The organism is Variovorax paradoxus, assembly GCF_022009635.1.
Lineage (GTDB): Bacteria > Pseudomonadota > Gammaproteobacteria > Burkholderiales > Burkholderiaceae_C > Variovorax.
Genome location: NZ_CP091716.1, coordinates 6,785,690 through 6,804,491 on the forward strand (window position 1 = coordinate 6,785,690; position 18,802 = coordinate 6,804,491).

Genomic DNA, 18,802 nt, shown 5'->3' on the forward strand with positions numbered 1-18,802 from the left:
TGTTTCATTGGCGGCGCCCATTCCCGCGCTCCTTTCTTCGTCTTCTTTTTCCTGGAGTTTCCGTCGTGAGGCACTGGTTGTTGGCTATCGGCATGGTCGGCTGCGTGGCGCACGCGCAGCCCGGCTGGTTCACGGTGGTGGGAGATCCGCAGGACAAGCTGGCCGACACGGTGCAGGTCGACCCCGACCGGGTGACGCTCCCCGACACGCCGGCCGACGCCTCGAAGACCATGAACCTGCGCGTGAGCCGCGCGACGCCTCGCTTCAACTGGGACGGCATCCCTTACCGTTCGTACGAGTCGCGCGTGGTGTTCGACTGCCAGGCGCGCCGCGCCAGCTACGTGGCCGCGCGCTTCTATGCCCAGCCGCTGTGGCAGGGCGAGCCGCACCACACCGCGGACTACGGCGACGCCCCCAAGCCGGTGCGCTTCCTGGACATGAAACCCAACCCGACGGCGCGCATCGTGCGCGCGGCCTGCCGCCCGCGCAGCAGCTAGAGCTGCGACGACAGCAGCGCCGCCAGGTGTTCCATCGCCTTCTCGTGCAGCGGGCGGTCTTTCCAGGCCTCGTACGTCAGGCGCTTCGACCGGCGCAGGTCGGCCTCGAACTGCGCGGTCTGCCCGGCGGCGAAGGTCTCGTCGTAGATGTTGAGGTTGGCCTCGTCGTTCAGGCGGAACGAGCGGTTGTCGAAGTTGGTGGAGCCAACCGACACCAGCAGGCCGTCGACCGTGAAGACCTTGCAATGGAACATGGTCGGCTGGTATTCGCTGATCTCGGCGCCCGCCTTCAGCAGCGGCCCCCACGCCGCGCGCGAGGCGCCGCGCACCGTCTGTGAATCGATGATCGGGCCCGGCGTGATGATGCGCAGCCGCACGCCGCGCTGCATGGCCGCCACCAGCGCGCCCACGGTCAGGTCGTCGGGCACGAAGTAGGCGCTCGACAGGTCGATGGACCTGGTGGCCGCGGCGATCGACAGCAGGTACATGAGATGCATGCTCTCGCTGCCGCCCGAAGGCGAACTGCTGAACACCTGGGCGCGCCCCTCGCCCATCGAGGGAATCGGTGGAAAGTAGGTTTCGCCGTGCAGCACGTCGCCCGACACCTTCACCCAGTTGTCCATGAACACGGCCTGCATCTGCGCCACCACCGGCCCCTCGACCTTGTAGTGCGAGTCGCGCCAATGCCCCGCGTCCTGTGCGTCGCCGGTCCATTCAGGGGCAATGCCCACGCCGCCGGTGAAGCCGGTGCGACCGTCGACCACCAGCAGCTTGCGGTGGGTGCGATTGTTCATGCGCGCGATGTCGTACCAGCCCGGCTTGTGGAACTTGCGGATCTGCACGCCGGCGCTTTCCATCTCGCGGACGAAGTCGCCGTCGACCTTGGCGCTGCCCACCCAGTCGAGCAGCACGTGCACCTTCACGCCCGCGCGGGCGCGCTCGGAAAGCGCGTCGGCGAACTCGCGCCCGATGTCGCCCGACCAGTAGATGTAGGTCTCGAAAGTGATGCTCTTCCTGGCGCCGCGGATGGCGGCCAGCATCGGCGGAAAGATCCTGTCGCCGTTCTGGAAAGCCTCGAAGCGGTTGCCGCCGGTGATGGGCGGCCCGAGCATCACGCCCAGCGCGCGCTGGTATTGCGCGTCGTCCAGCGCGTACTCGCGCTTGACCTGCTCGTCGAGCTTCTTCTCGCCGCTGGTGAAGTTGAGCACCAGCAGCGTGGCGGCCAGTGTCAGGACGAAAGTCCAGACAACGGCCTTGAGCGTCCCTCGGCGGCGCACGTCAGGACGCGGAGCCCATATCGCTCAAGCGGATCAGTCGATCAGCTGCGTCTTGATCGCGTAGTAGGTCAGGTCGCTGTTGGTGGAGAGGTTCATCTTCTCCATGAGGCGCGTGCGGTAGGTGCTGATGGTCTTCACCGACAGCGACAGCGCCTCGCCGATGCTGCCCACCGACTCACCCTTGGCGAGCTTGAGGAACACCTGGAACTCGCGTTCCGACAGGTGCTTGTGCGGCGGCGCGTTGTCCTTGCGCTCGAGCTGCCCGGCCAGCAGCTCGGCCACCGAGGGCGAGATGTAGCGGCGGCCCAGCGCCACCGTGCGGATCGCCCGCGCGATTTCCTCGGGCTCGCATTCCTTGTTGAGATAGCCCGACGCGCCCTGGCGGATCAGGTTCACCGCGTAGTGCTCCTCGGGGTAGCCGCTCAGAATGAGCACGCCCAGGTCGGGCGCCTTGGCGCGCACCATGGCGAGCGCGTCGATGCCGCTCTGGCCGGGCATCGAGAGGTCCATCACGAGCACGTCGATGTCGGCGGTGCGCACGAGGTCGATGGCCTCTCGGCCCGAGCCGGCCTCGCCGACCACGCGGAAGTCGACGAAGGTGGAGAAGAACGCCTTGAGGCCTGTGCGGACGACGGCGTGGTCGTCGACGATGCCGATCTTGATCATGGTGTTGTTCCTGCTTGAAGCGATGCGCGCCAGGATGCGGCGCGACAGGGGAACGAAGATGCCACAGGCATCGGCCCGCAAAACGCCCGAAATGCAGGACGCGGCGTTGTCCTGCACGGCAATGCAGGATCGGCTGTCGCCCGCGTCGGACGGAAGCGACGCGGCGTCAGGTCCGGGGCGGCCGCCTGCCCTGCAGCAAGGCGCCGATGCCCAGCACGACCGCGAGCGTCACCGCCAGCAGCATGAAGGCCAGCGCGGCGCCGAATGGCCAGTTGTTCAGGCCGACGAACTGCTGGTAGATCTCCGGCGTCATCATCCTGAAGCGCGGGCCGCCGATCAGCACCGGCGTCGCATAGGCGTTCATGCACAGGATGAAGACCAACGACATGCCCGCGATCACGCCCGGCATGGCCTGCGGCAGCACCACGCGGCGAAACACGGTGAAGGGCCGCGCGCCCAGGTTGGCGGCCGCTTCTTCCACGTTGCGCGGAATGCCCTCGATGACGCTGGCCAGCGTCATCACCATCAGCGGCAGCACGATGGTGACCATCACGCCCACCACGGCCGGCCGGTTGAACATGAGCTGCATGGGCTCGCGCACGAGCCCGCTCCACTGCGCCACCGCGTTGAACAGGCCGCTGTTGCCCAGCAGCGCCAGCCAGCCGGCCGAGCGCACCACGTTGCCCACCATCAGCGGCAGGATGGTGGCGAGCGTGAGCCACATCTTCCAGCGCCGCGGCATGCGCGCCAGCGTGTAGCCGGCGGGCAGCCCCACCAGCAGCGCGATCAGCGTGGTCACGGCGGCGACCTGCAGGGTCGTCGACAGTACCTCGCGGAAGTACGGGTCGGCGAACACCTGCACGTAGTTGCGCGGCGTGAACGCCTCGACCATCAGTTCGGTGGGCGTGTAGATGTTGAGCGAGTAGCGCAGCAGCATCGCCATGGGGGCCACCATCAGCGCCAGCACGATGGCAATGGCCGGAAGGGTCAGCAGGCGCATCGCTCAGGCCTTGAAGTCGCGCGACCAGTACTGCTGCAGCGCCGGCATGGCCTGGGCGAAGTAGCCGAAGTCGGGCACCTTGAAGCGCGACTGCTCCTCGGGCGTGAACGCGATCTGCGCGGCCAGCTCGGCCGGCAGGCGGGCATTGGTGACGGTGGGCACGTAGCCCATGCGCTCGGCGAACGCGGCCTGCGCGCGCGCGTCGAGCATGGCGTCCAGGTAGGCGAAGGCGTTGTCCTTCTGCTGGCTGTTCTTGGGCACCACGGCGCTGAAGGTGGTGGGCATGATGCCCTCGGCCGGCACCGCCGCGGCCACGCTCACGCCGGCGCGGCGCCACTGGTACACGCGGGCGCGCCAGGCCAGCGTGATCCAGATGTCCTCCGACTTGAGCGCCTGCGCCACCGCCTCGTTGGTGGCGAAGATCTTGGGCGACAGCGCCTTCATCTCGCCGAGCTTCTTCATGCCCGGCGCCAGGTCCGACAGCGTGCCGCCGGCCGCCAGCGAGGCAGCGGCGATGTTGTACGGGAACAGGATCTCGGCCAGGCCGACGCGGCCCTTGTACTTCGGGTCCCAGAGGTCGTTGAACGACTTCGGCGGCGTCCTGATCTTGTCGGGGTTGTAGGCGATGACCAGGCCCGAGTAGACGTGCGGCACCGCCTGCGGCTGGCGCAGCGCGGCGATGGCGTTCCTGGCGTTCGGCACGTTGGCGTCGGTCAGCGTCTCGAACAGGCCCATCTGCGCGAGGCCGCTGGCCTCGAAGTCGACCAGCGACACCACGTCGAGGCTGCCGCGCCGGCTGTTGCGCTCGGCCAGCAGCTTGGCCTTGCGCGGCGGGCCGTCGTCGGTGCTCTGCACCGCCTCGATGCCGCGCGGCTTGAGCAGCGGCTGCTCGACGTTCTTGCCGAGCAGGTCGCCGTAGTCGCCGCCCCAGGTGGCGATGACGACGCGCCCGCCGACGGCGGCGAACGCGGGCGCGGAAGCGGCCAGCGGCAGCGAGGCGGCGGCCAGCAGCAGGGAACGGCGTGTGGAGTGTGAGGACATGGCGGTTGTTGGAGAGAGTGGAAAGGAAGGTTCAGGCGCTGGTGGCGTCCGCCGGCAGCGCCAGCGCATGCTCCGGCGACCACTGCAGCGACACCCGTTCGCCCTCGGCCGGCCCGCGCGCGCCGGTGCCGTGCGCGAGCGTGCTGGGCTGGGCGACGGCGATCGGGCCGACGTCGGTCTCGAAGTTCCATTCGGTGGTGCCGCCCAGGTAGGTGCTCAGGCGCACCCGCGCGGGCAGGCCCTGCTCGCCCGCGTTGGCAATGCGGATGCGGTCGGGCCGCACCATCAGCGCCAGGTCGTTCTTCGTGCTCTGGAGGCCTTCGAACGGCGCGCACGGCAGCGCATGCGCGCCGGCGCGGAACACGCCCGGCGCATCGAGCCGCCCCGGCACCAGGTTGCAGCGCCCGATGAAGTTGGCGACGAACTGGTCGACCGGCTGCTCGTACACCTGGCGCGGCGTGCCGACCTGCCGCACGCGGCCGTGGTCCATCACGGCCAGGCGGTCGGCGGTGGTCAGGGCCTCTTCCTGGTCGTGCGTGACCAGCAGCGTGGTCAGGCCCAGCCGCTGCTGCAGCGCGCGGATCTCCAGCCGCACTTCGGTGCGCAGGCGCGCGTCGAGGTTGGACATGGGCTCGTCGAGCAGGAACACCGCTGGCTGCACCACCAGCGCGCGCGCCAGCGCCACGCGCTGCTGCTGGCCGCCCGACAGCGCCGCGGGCCGGCGGTCGGCCAGGTGGTCGAGCCGCACCAGACGCAGCGCCTCTTTCACGCGCGCGGCCTGCTCGGCGCGCGGCACCTTGCGCATCTGCAGCCCGAAGGCCACGTTCTCGGCCACGCTCATGTGCATGAAGAGCGCATAGCCCTGGAACACCATGCCGGTGTCGCGCGCATGGGGCGGCGCATGCGTCACCTCGCGTTCGCCGAAGAAGATGCGGCCCGCGCTCGGCTGCACGAAGCCGGCCACCATGCGCAGCGTGGTGCTCTTGCCGCAGCCGGAGGGCCCGAGCAGCGCGAGCAGCTCGCCCTGCGCCACGTCGAGGTTCAGGTTGCGCACCGCGACCGTGCGGTCGTAGGTGCACTGGAGGTTGTCGAGACGCAGATAGCTCACGTGGTCACCCGGGACAGACTGACGAAACGATCCGCCACCAGCAGGAGCACGGCGATGAGCACGGTCTGCACCGTGCCGACCGCGGCCAGTGTCGGGTCCATGTTGAAGTTGAGGTAGCTCAGCATTTCGACCGGCAAGGTCGCGTACCCGGGGCCGGTGAGCATCATGGTCATCTCCAGGTTCTCGAAGCTCGCGATGAAGCTGAAGACGGCCGCGGCCACGATGCCGGCCCGCATGGAAGGCAGCGTGACGCGCAGGAACACCGTGGCCGGCCGCGCGCCCAGGTTGGCGGCGGCTTCCTCCGGCGCGCGGCCCAGCCCCTGCAGGCTGGCCGACACGAGCCGCACCGTCCACGGAATGGCCAGCAGCGCATGCGCGGCGATCAGGCCCGGCAGCGTGGCGACGATCCGCAGGTCGACGGCGTTGTCGATCTGCACGAAGAACACGTAGATGCCGGTGCCCAGCACCACGCCCGGAAAGGCCAGCGGCGACAGCAGCAGCGCGGCCAGCGCGCGCCGCCCGCGAAAGCTGCCGCGCTCGATGGCGTAGGCCGCCACGGTGCCGGTGCTCACGCCGAGCAGCGCGGAGACGGCCGCCAGCTGCAGCGACAGCATGAAGCTGCCCGCGAACTGCGGCTTGCTCCATGCATTGGCGTACCAGTGCAGCGAGTAGCCCTCGGGCGGAAAGCTCATGATCGGCTGCCTGAAGAAGCTGAGCCAGGCCACGGTGACGAGCGGCAGCAGCATGACCGCGTATGCGGCGGCCACGGCCAGCCGGCGGGCGGCGGTGGCGGGCCTCATGCGCGGGCCTCCTCGAGCACGGCCGCGAGCGGGCGGCCCATGACCGGTCTCGCGGACAGCGCGGCCGCCTTCAGCACGAAGGGCAAGGGCGGCTGCACGCCGCGCAGTTCATCGACATGCATGCCGCGCACGATGACGACGAGGAACGAATCCGGCGCCTCCACCGCGAGCGGCACGACGGGGCTGAAGAGCGTGCCCACGCACTGCACCAGCAGCGGCCATCGCTCGCCGCGCACGCTGACCAGTCCCTTGACGCGCAGCAGGCGTTCGCCGCACAGGCCCGCGAGGTTGTCCAGCCATTCGCCGAGTTCGTCGCGCAAAACCGGCGCGGTGAAGCGGCACAGCGCCGTGCGGATGTCGCTGTGCGGCGGTTGCGCGTCGTCGTCCACCGGCGCGAGCGAAAGGCAAGAGAGCGAAGAGCGCGCCGGCGGCGGCGCCAGCGCGGCCCGCGCGCGCGGCCCCGCTTCGGCATCGGCCACCAGCTCGGCGAGCGGATTGACGCGCGCCAGCAGCGTGCGCGCCGCATCCACCGCGCCGACTGGCGCGATGTCCTGCCGGGCCAGCACGATGCGCTGCGCGCCGGCGATCTGCGCGGCGGCTTCGGGCAGCGCCAGCGTGGCGGCGCCGCGCTCGCAGTCGAAGGTGCTCACGACATGCGCGCGCAGGTGCCCGGCCAGCGGCCCGAGGCTGCGCAGCACCGGCCCGGGGCGCGCGAGGCCGGTGGTCTCCAGCACGATGCGCGCGAGCGGCGGCAAGCCCTGTTCGGCGCGCGCCTCGATCAGCGCGGCGATGGTGCCCGGCAGGTCGCCACCCATCGCGCAGCAGACGCAGCCGTTGCTCAGCAGCGCCATCGGCACCTTGGCGGCGGTGGCGGAAATGACGGCGCCGTCGAGGTCGACCTCGCCGACTTCGTTGACGATCACTGCGGTGTCTGCAGCCTCCGGCTGGCGCAGGTAGGCCGACAGCAGCGTGGTCTTGCCGCTGCCGAGGAAGCCGGTGAGCACGACCAGCTCGACCGGCGCCGGCATCGCGGGCGAAGCGCTGTCCGGGCTCATGCGGCGGGCGCCTGCGCCGCGGCGGCTTCGGCATGGCTGGCCGCCACCATCGCGCGCACGTCGGCCAGCAGCTCGGCGGTGTCGTAGCAGATGCCTGCGGCAATGGTGCGGCTCAGGCCGCGCTGCCATTCGACGCGCCGGGTGTCGTCGTTCAGCCGCATGGCGCCGGTGCCGTAGAGCAGCTTGAAGTCTTCCAGCGGGTTCTGGTCGTGCACCAGCAGGTCGGCGCGCTTGCCTACTTCCAGGCTGCCGCAGTCGGCCTCGACGCCCAGCAGATGCGCGCCCTCGATGGTGGCGGCGCGCAGCACTTCCAGCGGATGGAAGCCGGCCTCCTGCAGCATTTCGAGCTCGCGCACGAAGCCGAAGCCGAACACCTGGAAGATGAAGCCGGAGTCGCTGCCCGCGCAGACGCGCCCGCCGCGGTTCTTGTATTCGTTGATGAAACGCATCCAGAGCCGGTAGTTCTCCTTCCACTCGATCTCGTTCTTCGTCGACCAGCGGTACCAGTAGGAGCCGTGGCCGCCGCGGTAGGGCTGGAAGTTGTCCCAGTAGCTCTTCCAGGTGTATTCGTCGTGCCAGTCGGCGCGGCGGGTGCGCATGAGGTCGCGGTTGGCGTCGTAGATGCCGAAGGTCGGCACGAAGGTGAAGCCGAGTTCGAGAAAGCGGTCCATCGCGTTGCGCCAGGTGGCGCTGCCGGGCTGCGCGGCCTGGCCGAAGCCCTGGCCGGCGACGGAGAAGCGGAAGTACTCGTCGCCGTAGTTGTAGTCGGCCGGGTAGTCCTGCACCACGCGATGCTCGAACAGGGCCTCGGGCAGGCCGTAGTAGTGCTCGGCACTGGTCAGGCCCCATTGCGCGGTGGTGAGCGCGTTCATGCGGGTCACCGCTGTCTGCGCATGGTGGCAGCCGCTGCGCAGGCCGAGGCTGGCGCATTCGGCCAGCGCGGCCTGCATGATGGCCGGCGAGGCGCCGAAGAACTTCACGCCGTCGGCGCCGCGCGCCTTCAGCCGGCCCAGCCAGTCGCGCGCCTGCTCTGGCGTGTGGATGATCTTCAGGATGTCGTTGACCGCCGGAAAGTAGGCATGCGCCAGGATGCGCGGCGCGGCGATGGTGCCGGCCGCCGCGCGCTCGCGCTGGTCCAGCGTCCAGCCCAGGCCGTTGAAGCAGCCCATCTCGCGCACGGTGGTCACGCCGTGGGCCAGCCAGAGCTTGTAGACGTAGTCGGCCGGCGGCGCGTTGCCGGCCACGAAGGGCGAGCCGATGTGCGCATGCGCGTCGACGAAGCCCGGCGTGACGAACTTGCCGTGGCAGTCGATCTCGTGCTCGCCGGCGGCCGGGCGCGCGGCCGGGTCGATGGCCGTGCGCGGCGCGCCGACGCCGCGCATCTCGGCGATGCGGTCGCCCTCGATCACGATGTCGACCGGCCCCCAGGGCGGCGCGCCCGTGCCGTCGATGACGGTGGCGCCGCGCAGCACCAGCCGCGCGAACGGCCCCTCGCCGCGGTCGCGGCCGGTGGCGCGGCGTTTTTCCTGCGCGCCGCGCAGCCTGCGCCCGGCCGCGATCTCGTCGCCGGCCTCGACGGCCGGCATGCTGTTGCCCTGCATCTCGGATGCTGTTGTCACGCGAATCTCCTCGAAAACATCCGGACTGCCGGATGGCGAGGTCGATTCTTTCGAGCGAGGGGGTATGCCGTCTCGGTCAATCCTGCTCGGCGCACAGCATGTTCTTGCTGTGCAGCCGGCCGGCCGGCAAGGGCGGCGCTACTGCTGCCGCGCCTGCCGGTAGCCCTGCGGCGTCACGCCCTCGGCCTTGCGGAACAGGCGCGCGAGGTGGCTGGAGTCGGAGAAGCCGCAGTCCATGGCGATCTGCAGGATGTTCTTGTCGGAGAACGCCAGGTCGGCCTTGGCCAGCCGCAGCCGGGCCGCCACCAGGTGCGCATGCGGCGTGAGGCCGTAGCGCTGCTTGAAGCGGCGCGCGAAGTGGAATTCGCTCATGCCGGCCAGCCGCGCGAGCCGGGCCACGCTGAGCGCCTCGTGCGGATGGCGCTCCACGTGCTCGAACGCCGCCTGCAGGCCCTCATGCGCGGCGGGCTGCGCGGCGCCGCTGGTCACGCGGCCGTAGTTGCCCAGCAGGTGCGCCACCAGCGACTGCGCGATGCCGTCGGCATACATGCGGCCCGCCGGACCGTCCGCGTCGAGCGCTGCGACGAACTGCGCGCCCAGCTGCCGGCCGACATGGTCGTCGCGGTACAGCGGGCCGTCGTTCGGCTCGAAGTCCTCGAAGTCCAGGCCGAAGCGGCGCGCGGCCAGGCGCAGGTCATCGAGCGAGAAATGGATGTGCAGCAGGTCGAACGGACTCGGCGACTCGAAGCCGGTGTGCTCGATGCTGCGCGAATCGATGAGCCGCACGCTGCCGCCGCGGATGGGGCCGTCCCAGATCACCGCGTCGTCCACGCGCGAGCAGGCGTCCATGGGCTGCAGCACCATCGAAAAGAGCATGAAGTCGGGCGAGGTGGCGACGTTGAACTCGAAGGGACCGCCGGTGGTGCGCGTCCAGCGCAGCACCGAGATGCCGGTGGACGGCAGGTCGATGAGGGCGCCCGCGCTGCGCATGCCCCACAGGTCTTCCATGTCGTTCAGGTGGCGCAGCGGTCGCATGAGTTTCGTGCCTGGGAGGGGTTGCGCGAGGGGGATGTCCCTCGAAGGTGCACAAATTCTCAAGCATTTTCCAGGCCACCGGCGGCGGGAATTCCCTGTCCGCGGCGTCGCGCGGGCGACCCCGATGCGCCTCTCTCAGGCGATCGCCGGATAGCGCCCCGTGCCTTCGGGCCAGGGCGTGAGCACCTCGAAGCCGTCCTCGGTGACCGCCACCATGTGCTCCCACTGCGCCGACAGCGAGTGGTCGCGCGTGACCACGGTCCAGCCGTCGGGCAGCTCGCGGGTCTCGCGCCGGCCGGCGTTGATCATCGGCTCGATGGTGAAGACCATGCCCGCCTCCAGCCGCAGGCCCTGGCCGGGCTGGCCGTAGTGCAGCACCTGCGGGTCGTCGTGGTAGATCTGTCCGATGCCGTGGCCGCAGTACTCGCGCACGACGCTGAAGCGCTCGCGGTGCGCGACGCTCTGGATGGCATGGCCCACGTCGCCCAGCGTGGCGCCGGGACGCACCTGCAGGATGCCGGCGCGCATCGCCTCGTAGGTGGTGTCCACCAGGCGCCGCGCCAGCGGGCTGGGTTCGCCGACGAAGTACATGCGGCTGCAGTCGCCGAACCAGCCGTCCTTGTTGACGGCCACGTCGATGTTGATGATGTCGCCCTTCTTCAGCGTCTTCTGCGCCGACGGCACGCCGTGGCAGACCACGTGGTTGACCGAGGTGCACACCGTCTTGGTGTAGCCCTGGTAGCCGACGTTGGCGGGCACTACGCCCTGCACGTCGACGATGTGGTCGTGGCAGATGCGGTCGAGCTCCTCGGTGGTGACGCCGGGCTTCACGTGCTCGCCGATCATGGCCAGCACCTCGGCGGCAAGCCGGCCGGCGGCGCGCGACATCGCGATTTCCTCCGGCGACTTGAGCGGGGCGGCGGCGATCCTCATGCGCGCGCTCCGGCCAGCTTGCGCGCGGCGGGGGCTTCGGCGGGCGCGGGTGGCGGCGGTTCGATGAGGCCGGAGACAGTGGCCAGGTCGAAGCCGCCGGCCTGCTCGGCGCGGATCAGCAGCTGGCAGATCTCGCGGTGATCGAGCTCCGGATGCAGCTCGGCCAGCATGCCGATGCGCATCCAGTGCTCGGCCTGCGCGTTGATGGAACGGCTCAGCGCATTGCCCGCGACGCGCAGGTTCTCATGCATGAGGTCTGAAATCTTGACGATGCCCATGGCTCTTTGAATATATAAAACGTATACGAATCATATCAAAACGGCGGGCGCGCTTCAAGGCCGCGGCGGCGGGTAAGCCCGGTGCTGCGATCCGCTCTCGCTTGATACGATTTTTTGTGAAGCGCCCACCTCGAGCGCGTTGGAGACAAGATGGACCCGAGCACATCCGATGCGCAGGCGCTGTACCGCGTGATGGTGCGCATCCGCGCTTTCGAAAACGCCGCCGAGGCGGCCAGCCAGGGCGGCGTGAGCGCCTATGGCCAGCAGGCCGCCGGCGCCGCCAAGGTGCGCGGCCCGCTGCACCTGTCCACCGGCCAGGAGGCGGTGCCGGCCGGCGTCTGCGCCCATCTGCGCGCCAGCGACTACCTCACCTCCACCCACCGCGGCCACGGCCACACGCTGGCCAAGGGCGCGGACCTCGCGCGGATGATGTGCGAGCTGTTCGGCAAGGCCACCGGCTTCAACGGCGGCAAGGGCGGCTCGATGCACATCGCGGACTTCTCGGTCGGCATGCTGGGCGCCAACGGCGTGGTGGCGGCCGGGCTGCCGATCGCCGTGGGCGCGGCACATGCGCAGAAGCTGCTGCAAACGCGCGACGACATCACCGTCTGCTTCTTCGGCGACGGCGCGATCAACCGGGGCCCCTTTCTCGAAGCGCTGAACTGGGCGCGCGTGTACGAGTTGCCGGTGCTCTTCGTCTGCGAGGACAACCGCTGGAGCGCGACCACCGCGAGCGGCCCGATGACGGCGGGCGAAGGCGCTTCGGCGCGTGCCGAATCGCTCGGCATCGCGGCCACGCAGGTCGACGGCAACGACGTGTTCGCGGTGCACGAGACCGCCGCCCGCCTGGTGACCGAGGTGCGCGCCGGCGGCGGCCCGCGCCTCCTTCATGCGCTGACCTACCGCGTGAAAGGCCACGTGTCGGTCGACCTCGCGGCCTACCGCGACCCGGCCGAGCTGGCCGCCGCGCTGGAGACCGACCCGATCGCGCGGGCGCGCGGGCATCTGCTGTCGATGGGCGTGGCGGCAGCGGCACTCGACGCCATCGAGAACGCCGCGCGCGACGAGGTCGACACCGCGCTGGCCATCGCCGACGCCGCGCCCTGGCCCGACGCCGGCGCCGCCTTCACCGACGTGCAGACCACCGGAGCCGGCCAATGGCACTGACCAAGCAGGAGCTGAGCTATTCCGAAGCCGCCCTCCTCGCGCTGCAGCGCGAGATGGAGGCCGACCCGCGCGTGGTGGTGCTCGGCGAGGACGTGGGTCGCGGCGGCATCTTCGGACAGTACAAGGGGCTGCAGCTGCGCTTCGGCGCCGAGCGCGTGATCGACACGCCGATCAGCGAGGCCGCGATCATGGGCGCCGGCGTGGGCATGGCGCTCGCGGGGCTGCGCCCGGTGGTCGAGATGCGCGTGGTCGACTTCGCGCTGTGCGGCATGGACGAGTTGGTGAACCAGGCCGCCAAGAACCGCTTCATGTTCGGCGGCCAGGGCCGCGTGCCGCTGGTGGCACGCATGCCGGGCGGCATCTGGGACGCATCGGCGGCGCAGCATTCGCAGTCGCTCGAAGCCTGGTTCGCGCATCTGCCGGGCGTGGTGGTGGTAAGCCCCTCGACCCCGCAGGACAACCACGGCCTGCTGCGCGCGGCGCTGCAGTGCGGCGACCCGGTGGTCTACATCGAGCACAAGACGCTGTGGGGCGTGCGCGGCGAGGTCGACGAAAACCTCGAGGTGCCCCTGGGCAAGGCCGCGCGGGTGCGCGAGGGCCATGCGCTCACGCTGGTGAGCTGGAGCCGGCAGATGCAGGCCTGCGTCGCGGCCTGCGATGCGCTGGCCGCCGAAGGCATCGCCGTCGACCTGATCGATCTGCGCACGCTGTGGCCGTGGGACCGCGAGACGGTGCTGTCGTCCTGCGCGCGCACCGGACGGCTGCTGGTGGTGCACGAGGCAGTGCAGGCCGCGGGCTTCGGCGCGGAAATCGCGGCCAGCGCGGCGGAGGCCACGGGCTGCCGCGTGGCGCGGCTGGGCGCGCCGCGCATTCCGGTGGGCTATGCGCCGGTGCTGGAGGCGCAGTCGCGCGTGGGCGTGCCGGCCATCGTGGCGGCCGCGAAGAAGCTGGCCGGCTGAGGTTCCGCCGCGGCGCAGGCGCGATGGACCCGCTCTTCTTCAAGCTGGTGCGCGTGGTCAACCTCACGGCCCGGCCTTTTCATGAGCGCGTGGGCCGCGAGCACCAGCTCACGCTGAACGAGTGGCGCACGATGGCCGTTCTAGGCGCTCAGCCGGGCCTCAACGCCACCCAGGTCGCCGACCAGACCGGCCTGGACAAGATGGCGGTGAGCCGCGCGCTGGCCGGACTCAAACGCCACAAGCGCGTGCAGCGCCACGAAGACCCGACCGACCAGCGCAGCAGCCGGCTCTACCTGACCACCGCCGGCAAGGCGCTGCACGAAAAGGTCGCCGCCCTGGGCCGCGAACGCGAGGCAGCGCTGTTCGCAGGAGTCGACGGCAACGAACTGGCCCAGTTGGACGCAACGCTAGACAAACTCATCGCAGCCGTCCAGCGCAGCAGTTGACGAAGGCACGCCAACCCCTGCCCCCTTCCAGAACACCGAGGAACCGGCTCCGCCGGGCCTCAGGTGTTGCCCCCGGTGGGGGGAAGGCGAAGCGACACGAAGTGCGCGCAGCCTGGGGGCGAGCCAAATTCAAGCGGCGAAGCCGCCGTCGATGTTCAGGCCGGCACCGGTCACGAACGCAGCCTCGGGGCCGGCCAGGTAAGCCACCATGCCGGCGATCTCGTCGGCATGGCCGTGGCGGTCGATGGCCATGAAGCCGTGCATGGTGGCGGCCATGGGGCCGCTGGCGGGGTTCATGTCGGTGTCGACCGGGCCGGGCTGCACGTTGTTGACCGTGATGCCGCGCGGCCCGAGGTCGCGCGCCAGGCCCTGCACCAGGCCGGTCAGCGCCGACTTGCTCATTGCATACACGCTGCCGCCGGCAAAAGGCATGCGCTCGGCGTTGGTGCTGCCGATGTTGACGATGCGCCCGCCCGTGCCCATGTGCGCCAGCGCCGCCTGGATCGCAACGAACACGGCGCGCACGTTGACGGCGATGGTGCGGTCGAAATCGGCCAGCGGGAACTGCTCGACCGGGCCGAGGTGCAGCACCCCCGCGTTGTTGACCAGGATGTCGATGCGCCCGCCGAAGTGCTTTGCGGCCTGGTCGATGCCGGCCTTGAGCGCGTCGGCATCGGCACTGTCGATCTTCAGCGCGAAGGCGCGGCCGCCCTCGGCCTGGACGGCGCGCACCAGCTCGTCGGCCGGCGCCGCGGAACTGGCATAGCTGAAGGCCACGGCCGCGCCGTCGCGCGCCAGCCGGCGCACGATGGCCGCGCCGATTCCGCGCGAACCGCCGGTGACGAAGGCAACCTTGCCGGCCAGGACGGGGGCAGATGAAGAAGAAGCGTTGCTGGAAGCCATGATTTTTCCGATCCGTTGGGTGTTGAAGGCCTCCAGTCTCGGCATTTCATTCCGTTCGCGGTAGCCGTCAATCGGGTCAATCAAATTCAACTGAAAGTTGAATATCGGCATGAGAATGCGCGCATGGAACCGCTCAATCACCTCGAATCCTTCGTGCAGAGCGCGGAGGGCGGCAGCTTCTCGGCCGCGGCCCGGCGCCTGGGGCTCACGCCGGCGGCGGTCAGCAAGAACGTGGCGCGGCTGGAGGCGCGGCTCGGGCTGCGGCTGTTCCAGCGCAGCACGCGCAGCCTCACGCTGACCGAGGGCGGCGAACGTTTTCTCGCGCAGATCGGCGGCGCGCTCTCCACGCTGCGCGAAGCCGTGGCCGGCATCGACACCGACGACGGCCAGCCCGCCGGCACGCTCAAGGTGAGCATGGGCCAGGCTTTCGGGCGCGCGCATGTGCTGCCGATGCTGGGTGACTTCCTCGCGCGCTATCCAGCCATCGTGCCGGACTGGCATTTCGACAACCATCAGGTCGATCTGGTCGGCGAGGGCTTCGACGCGGCCATCGGCGGCGGCATCGAGCTGTCGGCGGGGCTGGTGGCGCGCGAGCTGGCGCGCGTCCATCTGGTGGCGGTGGCGTCGCCGCGCTACATGGAGGGGCGCAGGATGCCCCGGCATCCGTCGGACCTGGTGGCGCTAGACGCGCTGCTGCGCCGCTCGTCGCCCACGGGCCGGGTGCGCGGCTGGACGCTGCGGCGCGCGCGTGCCGCCGCTGCCGGCGCTGCCGGCGAGCCGGAAATCGCGGTCGAGCTTGCCCGGCCGCGCGCCACCTTCAACGACCCCGAGGCCCTGGCGCAGGCCGCGCTCATGGGCCTGGGCGTGGCGATGCTGCCGATGCCCTTCGTCGAGCGCGACCTGCGCGGCGGCGGGCTGGTGCGGCTGCTGCCCGACTGGTACCAGGACACCGGCGCGGTGTGGCTGTACTACCCGAGCAAGAAGCTGCTGCCGCCCAAGACACGGGTGTTCGTCGACTTCGTGCTCGAGCGCTTTCGCGGCGAAGGCTTCGCGCAGCGGATGCAGGTGGCCTGAGCCCGCTGGCTCACGGGGTTTTCACTCGCGACGCGGGCAGCGCCCCCCTGTACAAACGCGCGCATGACCTCTTTCTCCTTTTTCTCCTCGCGCTCGAATCGCCGCACCGCGCTCGCGGTTTCAGTCGCCTCCGCACTCGTGCTGATGGCCGCCCCCTCATGGGCCCAGAGCAACTGGCCGACCAAGCCGGTGCGCATCGTCGTGCCGTTCGCGGCCGGCGGCACCACCGACATCCTGGCGCGCGCGATCGCGCCGGAGCTTTCCAGGGCCTTCGGCCAGCAGTTCATCGTCGACAACCGCGCCGGCGCGGGCGGCAACCTGGGCGCCGAGATCGTGGCGCGCGCGCCCAACGACGGCTACACGCTGCTGATGGGCACGGTGGGCACGCACGGCATCAACCGCGCGCTCTACCCCAAGCTGCCCTTCGACCCGATCAAGGACTTCGCGCCGATTACGCTGGTGGCCGCCGTGCCCAACGTGATGGAAATGAACGCCGACAAGGCGAAGGCGCTGAACATCCACAACGTGCAGGACTTCATCAAGTACGCCAAGGCCAACCCCGGCAAGCTGAACATGGCCTCCAGCGGCAGCGGCACGTCGATCCACCTGGCGGGCGAGCTGTTCAAGAGCATGACGGGCACCTTCATGGCACACATCCCGTACAAGGGCTCGGGCCCGGCGCTGCTGGACATGGTGGGCGGCAACGCCGACGTGATGTTCGACAACCTGCCCTCGTCGATGGCGCAGATCAAGGCCGGCAAGCTCACGGCGCTGGCCGTGACCAGCGCGCAACGTTCGCCAGCGCTGCCGGACATTCCGACGGTGGAAGAGGTGGGCGGCCCGTCGCTCAAGGGCTTCGAGGCGAGCTCGTGGTTCGGGCTGCTGGCGCCGGCCGGCACCCCGCCCGAGATCGTGAACCGCATTCAGCAGGAAGTGGCCAAGTCGCTGGGCACGCCGGCCATCAAGGAAAAGATGCTCGCGCAGGGCGCGCTGCCGAGCGGCAATTCACCCGCCGACTTCACGAAGCTCATTGCGAGCGAACATGTGAAGTGGGCGAAGGTGGTGAAAGACTCCGGCGCTAAAGTGGACTAACCCCCAGGCTGCGCGCACTCCGTGTCGCTGCGCCTTCCCCCTTGCAGGGGGCAACGCCTGCGGCCCAGCGAAGCCGGTTCCGCGGCGTTTCACGATGAAGACTGGGCGCGCGGCTGGGCTGGGATCAGGTCTTCCAGGTCACGTCCTTCTTGTCGGCCAGCGAATCCTTGAGCATGTGAAGCAGGGGGGCTGCACGCTGGTGCAGTCCTACATGCTGCTTCTCCGCGTCGTTGGCGTGGCCTTCGACCGCGTAGTCGTCGTGGTTGTGGGCGTTGCCGCCCTCGCGGGCCAATGCGGCCTCGAGCGCGGAGATGGCGCCGGGAATCTGCTCGACCGTGATGATGCCTTGCGGCGCAACCGACTTGCCGACGATGTCGAGCAATTGGCGCGCGTGCACTTCGAGCATCACGAAATCTGCGGAAGCCCGGGACTGGAATCGATAGAGCATGGTGTTCTCACTTACTTGTAGATGTAATCACGGGCAAAAGGGTACACCGATTGCGCACCGCGCAAGACGCCATGTTCGACCTTGCCGTCGGGCCGGGTCGACAGCATCTGGTGCAGCGAAATCCAGCCCTGTTCGAAGCTCATGGCCGAGCCCGCGAGGTACAGGCGGTAGGCCCGCAGCACGCGCTCGGCGTTCTCGCCGCCCTGGCGGCCGCCGCTGCGCCGCAGCACGTCTCGCGCGGTGTCGAGCTGCGCTTCGAGCGCGTCCGACCAGGCCCACAGCGTGCGCGCATAGTGCGGGCGCAGGCTTTCGGTGTCGACCATTTCCAGGCCGGCCGCGGCCGTCTCGCGCAGCACGTGCGTCACGTGCAGCAGTTCGCCGCCGGGGAAGATGTATTTCTCGATGAAGTCGCCCATGCCGGCGCCCAGCTGGCGGTAGTTGAGCTCGCCCGAGGTGATGCCGTGGTTCATGACCAGTCCGCCGGGCTTGAGCAGCGAATGGATCTTGCGGAAGTAGGTCGGCATGTTGGCCGCGCCCACGTGCTCGAACATGCCGACCGAGGAGATCTTGTCGAAGGGCTGATCGACCGACAGCTCGCGATAGTCGCGCAGTTCCACGCGCACGCGGCCCTGCAGGCCCTTTTCCTCGATCAGCCGCTGAACGTGCGCATGCTGGTTCTTCGACAGCGTGATGCCGGTGGCGTCCACGCCGTAGTGCTCGGCCGCCCACAGCAGCAGCGCGCCCCAGCCGGAGCCGATGTCGAGGTAGCGCTCGCCCGGCTGCAGCATCAGCTTGCGGCAGATGTGGTCGAGCTTGGCTTCCTGGGCCTGCGCCAGCGTGAGGTCGGGCGTGCGGAAGTAAGCGCATGAATAGACCCGGCGCGGGTCCAGCCATAGCGCGTAGAAGTCGTCGGAAACGTCGTAGTGGAACTCGATCTGCGCCGCGTCCTTGCGCAGCGAGTGCGAGCCGTGCGACTTGGCCATGTGCTGCAGGCGGCTCCACCAGCCGGTGTCGGTCTCGGCCGGGTTGCCCGGCAGCATGCCGACGGTGGCGTCGATCAGGTCGCGCATGGCGCCTTCTATCTGCACCTTGCCCTCAACGTATGCCTCGCCGATGGCCCCCACCTGCCGGGCGGCCAGCTTGGCCAGCACCGCCCACTCCTTGAAGGCCAGCGTGACGCGGGCCCCCGCCTGGGCAACGCGCCGGCCATCGGGCAACTCCAGCGCGATTGGGACAGGCAGCGAAGCCAGCTGCGACTCGATCTTGGGTATCAAGTTTTGCATGGGGCCCATGGTATTGATTTTTCAAAGTTTTTGCATGACTACCCGTGTCGGCGGAAGCCTCGAAACGGTGCACCGGGCCGGTAGATGCCAACCCGCATTGACAGCAGATTGTTTATGTCTA

20 protein-coding genes are annotated in these 18,802 nt (G+C 69.6%); 6 read left to right on the forward strand and 14 right to left on the reverse strand.

Translation table 11 applies throughout. The annotated features are described in order from the left end of the window. The first annotated feature begins 65 nt into the window (after positions 1 to 65). Positions 66 to 497, forward strand: coding sequence for a surface-adhesin E family protein (locus L3V85_RS31795; protein WP_237676581.1), 432 nt, complete (start codon positions 66 to 68; stop codon positions 495 to 497). Here the strand turns inward: L3V85_RS31795 and L3V85_RS31800 are convergent. The 11 genes from L3V85_RS31800 to L3V85_RS31850 form a co-directional block, all read right to left on the reverse strand. Beyond that, entirely contained in the window at positions 494 to 1,774 is a 1,281-nt protein-coding gene (locus L3V85_RS31800; RefSeq protein ID WP_237676582.1) for a phospholipase D-like domain-containing protein, read from the reverse strand. The two genes, L3V85_RS31795 and L3V85_RS31800, sit on opposite strands and share 4 nt — an antisense overlap. A 33-nt stretch (positions 1,775 to 1,807) precedes the next feature. Further along, the gene (locus L3V85_RS31805) at positions 1,808 to 2,440 is read right to left on the reverse strand and encodes a response regulator (protein ID WP_237676583.1); all 633 of its coding nucleotides are present in this window, start codon (positions 2,438 to 2,440) and stop codon (positions 1,808 to 1,810) included. Positions 2,441 to 2,606: 166 nt separating this feature from the next. Beyond that, positions 2,607 to 3,440: an ABC transporter permease gene (locus tag L3V85_RS31810; RefSeq protein WP_237676584.1), complete on the reverse strand. Its 834-nt coding sequence runs from the start codon at positions 3,438 to 3,440 to the stop codon at positions 2,607 to 2,609. A gap of 3 nt (positions 3,441 to 3,443) precedes the next feature. Next, complete coding sequence (locus tag L3V85_RS31815) at positions 3,444 to 4,481, reverse strand: extracellular solute-binding protein (protein ID WP_237676585.1); 1,038 nt, start codon at positions 4,479 to 4,481, stop codon at positions 3,444 to 3,446. 31 nt (positions 4,482 to 4,512) lie between these two features. Next, positions 4,513 to 5,589: an ABC transporter ATP-binding protein gene (locus tag L3V85_RS31820; RefSeq protein ID WP_237676586.1), complete on the reverse strand. Its 1,077-nt coding sequence runs from the start codon at positions 5,587 to 5,589 to the stop codon at positions 4,513 to 4,515. Then, positions 5,586 to 6,389, reverse strand: a complete 804-nt coding sequence (locus L3V85_RS31825; protein ID WP_237676587.1) for an ABC transporter permease — start codon at positions 6,387 to 6,389, stop codon at positions 5,586 to 5,588. The genes L3V85_RS31820 and L3V85_RS31825 overlap by 4 nt, the downstream gene beginning before the upstream one ends. Next, positions 6,386 to 7,444: a CobW family GTP-binding protein gene (locus L3V85_RS31830; RefSeq protein WP_237676588.1), complete on the reverse strand. Its 1,059-nt coding sequence runs from the start codon at positions 7,442 to 7,444 to the stop codon at positions 6,386 to 6,388. Before L3V85_RS31830 ends, L3V85_RS31825 begins: the two co-directional genes overlap by 4 nt. After that, positions 7,441 to 9,063: an amidohydrolase family protein gene (locus tag L3V85_RS31835; protein ID WP_337250099.1), complete on the reverse strand. Its 1,623-nt coding sequence runs from the start codon at positions 9,061 to 9,063 to the stop codon at positions 7,441 to 7,443. The genes L3V85_RS31830 and L3V85_RS31835 overlap by 4 nt, the downstream gene beginning before the upstream one ends. Before the next feature lie 138 nt (positions 9,064 to 9,201). Beyond that, entirely contained in the window at positions 9,202 to 10,098 is an 897-nt protein-coding gene (locus tag L3V85_RS31840; RefSeq protein WP_237676589.1) for a helix-turn-helix domain-containing protein, read from the reverse strand. Positions 10,099 to 10,233: 135 nt separating this feature from the next. Further along, positions 10,234 to 11,031, reverse strand: a complete 798-nt coding sequence (map, locus tag L3V85_RS31845; RefSeq protein ID WP_237676590.1) for a type I methionyl aminopeptidase — start codon at positions 11,029 to 11,031, stop codon at positions 10,234 to 10,236. Further along, positions 11,028 to 11,309 carry a ParD-like family protein gene (locus tag L3V85_RS31850; protein ID WP_237676591.1) on the reverse strand — a complete coding sequence of 94 codons (282 nt, stop codon included), beginning with the start codon at positions 11,307 to 11,309 and terminating at the stop codon, positions 11,028 to 11,030. Before L3V85_RS31850 ends, map begins: the two co-directional genes overlap by 4 nt. A gap of 150 nt (positions 11,310 to 11,459) precedes the next feature. Here L3V85_RS31850 and L3V85_RS31855 point away from each other — a divergent pair, with 150 nt between their 5' ends. From L3V85_RS31855 to L3V85_RS31865, 3 genes are read left to right on the forward strand one after another with little or no spacing between them, the layout of a single operon-like run. Further along, complete coding sequence (locus tag L3V85_RS31855) at positions 11,460 to 12,476, forward strand: thiamine pyrophosphate-dependent dehydrogenase E1 component subunit alpha (RefSeq protein WP_237676592.1); 1,017 nt, start codon at positions 11,460 to 11,462, stop codon at positions 12,474 to 12,476. Next, positions 12,467 to 13,435, forward strand: a complete 969-nt coding sequence (locus tag L3V85_RS31860; protein WP_237676593.1) for an alpha-ketoacid dehydrogenase subunit beta — start codon at positions 12,467 to 12,469, stop codon at positions 13,433 to 13,435. The genes L3V85_RS31855 and L3V85_RS31860 overlap by 10 nt, the downstream gene beginning before the upstream one ends. Positions 13,436 to 13,458: 23 nt before the next feature. Then, positions 13,459 to 13,881, forward strand: a complete 423-nt coding sequence (locus L3V85_RS31865) for a MarR family winged helix-turn-helix transcriptional regulator (protein ID WP_237676594.1) — start codon at positions 13,459 to 13,461, stop codon at positions 13,879 to 13,881. Between the two features lie 129 nt (positions 13,882 to 14,010). On the opposite strand, the gene L3V85_RS31870 is transcribed toward L3V85_RS31865, so the two are convergent. Continuing rightward, positions 14,011 to 14,784, reverse strand: a complete 774-nt coding sequence (locus L3V85_RS31870) for an SDR family oxidoreductase (protein WP_237676595.1) — start codon at positions 14,782 to 14,784, stop codon at positions 14,011 to 14,013. A 123-nt stretch (positions 14,785 to 14,907) separates the two neighbouring features. Between L3V85_RS31870 and L3V85_RS31875 the strand changes: the two genes are divergently transcribed. Together L3V85_RS31875 and L3V85_RS31880 are read left to right on the forward strand one after the other, a co-directional pair. Continuing rightward, positions 14,908 to 15,858, forward strand: coding sequence for a LysR family transcriptional regulator (locus L3V85_RS31875; RefSeq protein ID WP_237676596.1), 951 nt, complete (start codon positions 14,908 to 14,910; stop codon positions 15,856 to 15,858). 63 nt (positions 15,859 to 15,921) lie between these two features. Then, a complete protein-coding gene (locus tag L3V85_RS31880) occupies positions 15,922 to 16,950 on the forward strand; it encodes a Bug family tripartite tricarboxylate transporter substrate binding protein (protein ID WP_237676597.1) in 1,029 nt (342 codons plus the stop codon). A 124-nt stretch (positions 16,951 to 17,074) separates the two neighbouring features. Here the strand turns inward: L3V85_RS31880 and L3V85_RS31885 are convergent, their stop codons facing one another. Together L3V85_RS31885 and L3V85_RS31890 are read right to left on the reverse strand one after the other, a co-directional pair. Continuing rightward, complete coding sequence (locus L3V85_RS31885) at positions 17,075 to 17,398, reverse strand: DUF1840 domain-containing protein (protein WP_237676598.1); 324 nt, start codon at positions 17,396 to 17,398, stop codon at positions 17,075 to 17,077. Between the two features lie 11 nt (positions 17,399 to 17,409). Further along, complete coding sequence (locus L3V85_RS31890) at positions 17,410 to 18,681, reverse strand: class I SAM-dependent methyltransferase (protein WP_237676599.1); 1,272 nt, start codon at positions 18,679 to 18,681, stop codon at positions 17,410 to 17,412. Positions 18,682 to 18,802: the final 121 nt, after the last annotated feature.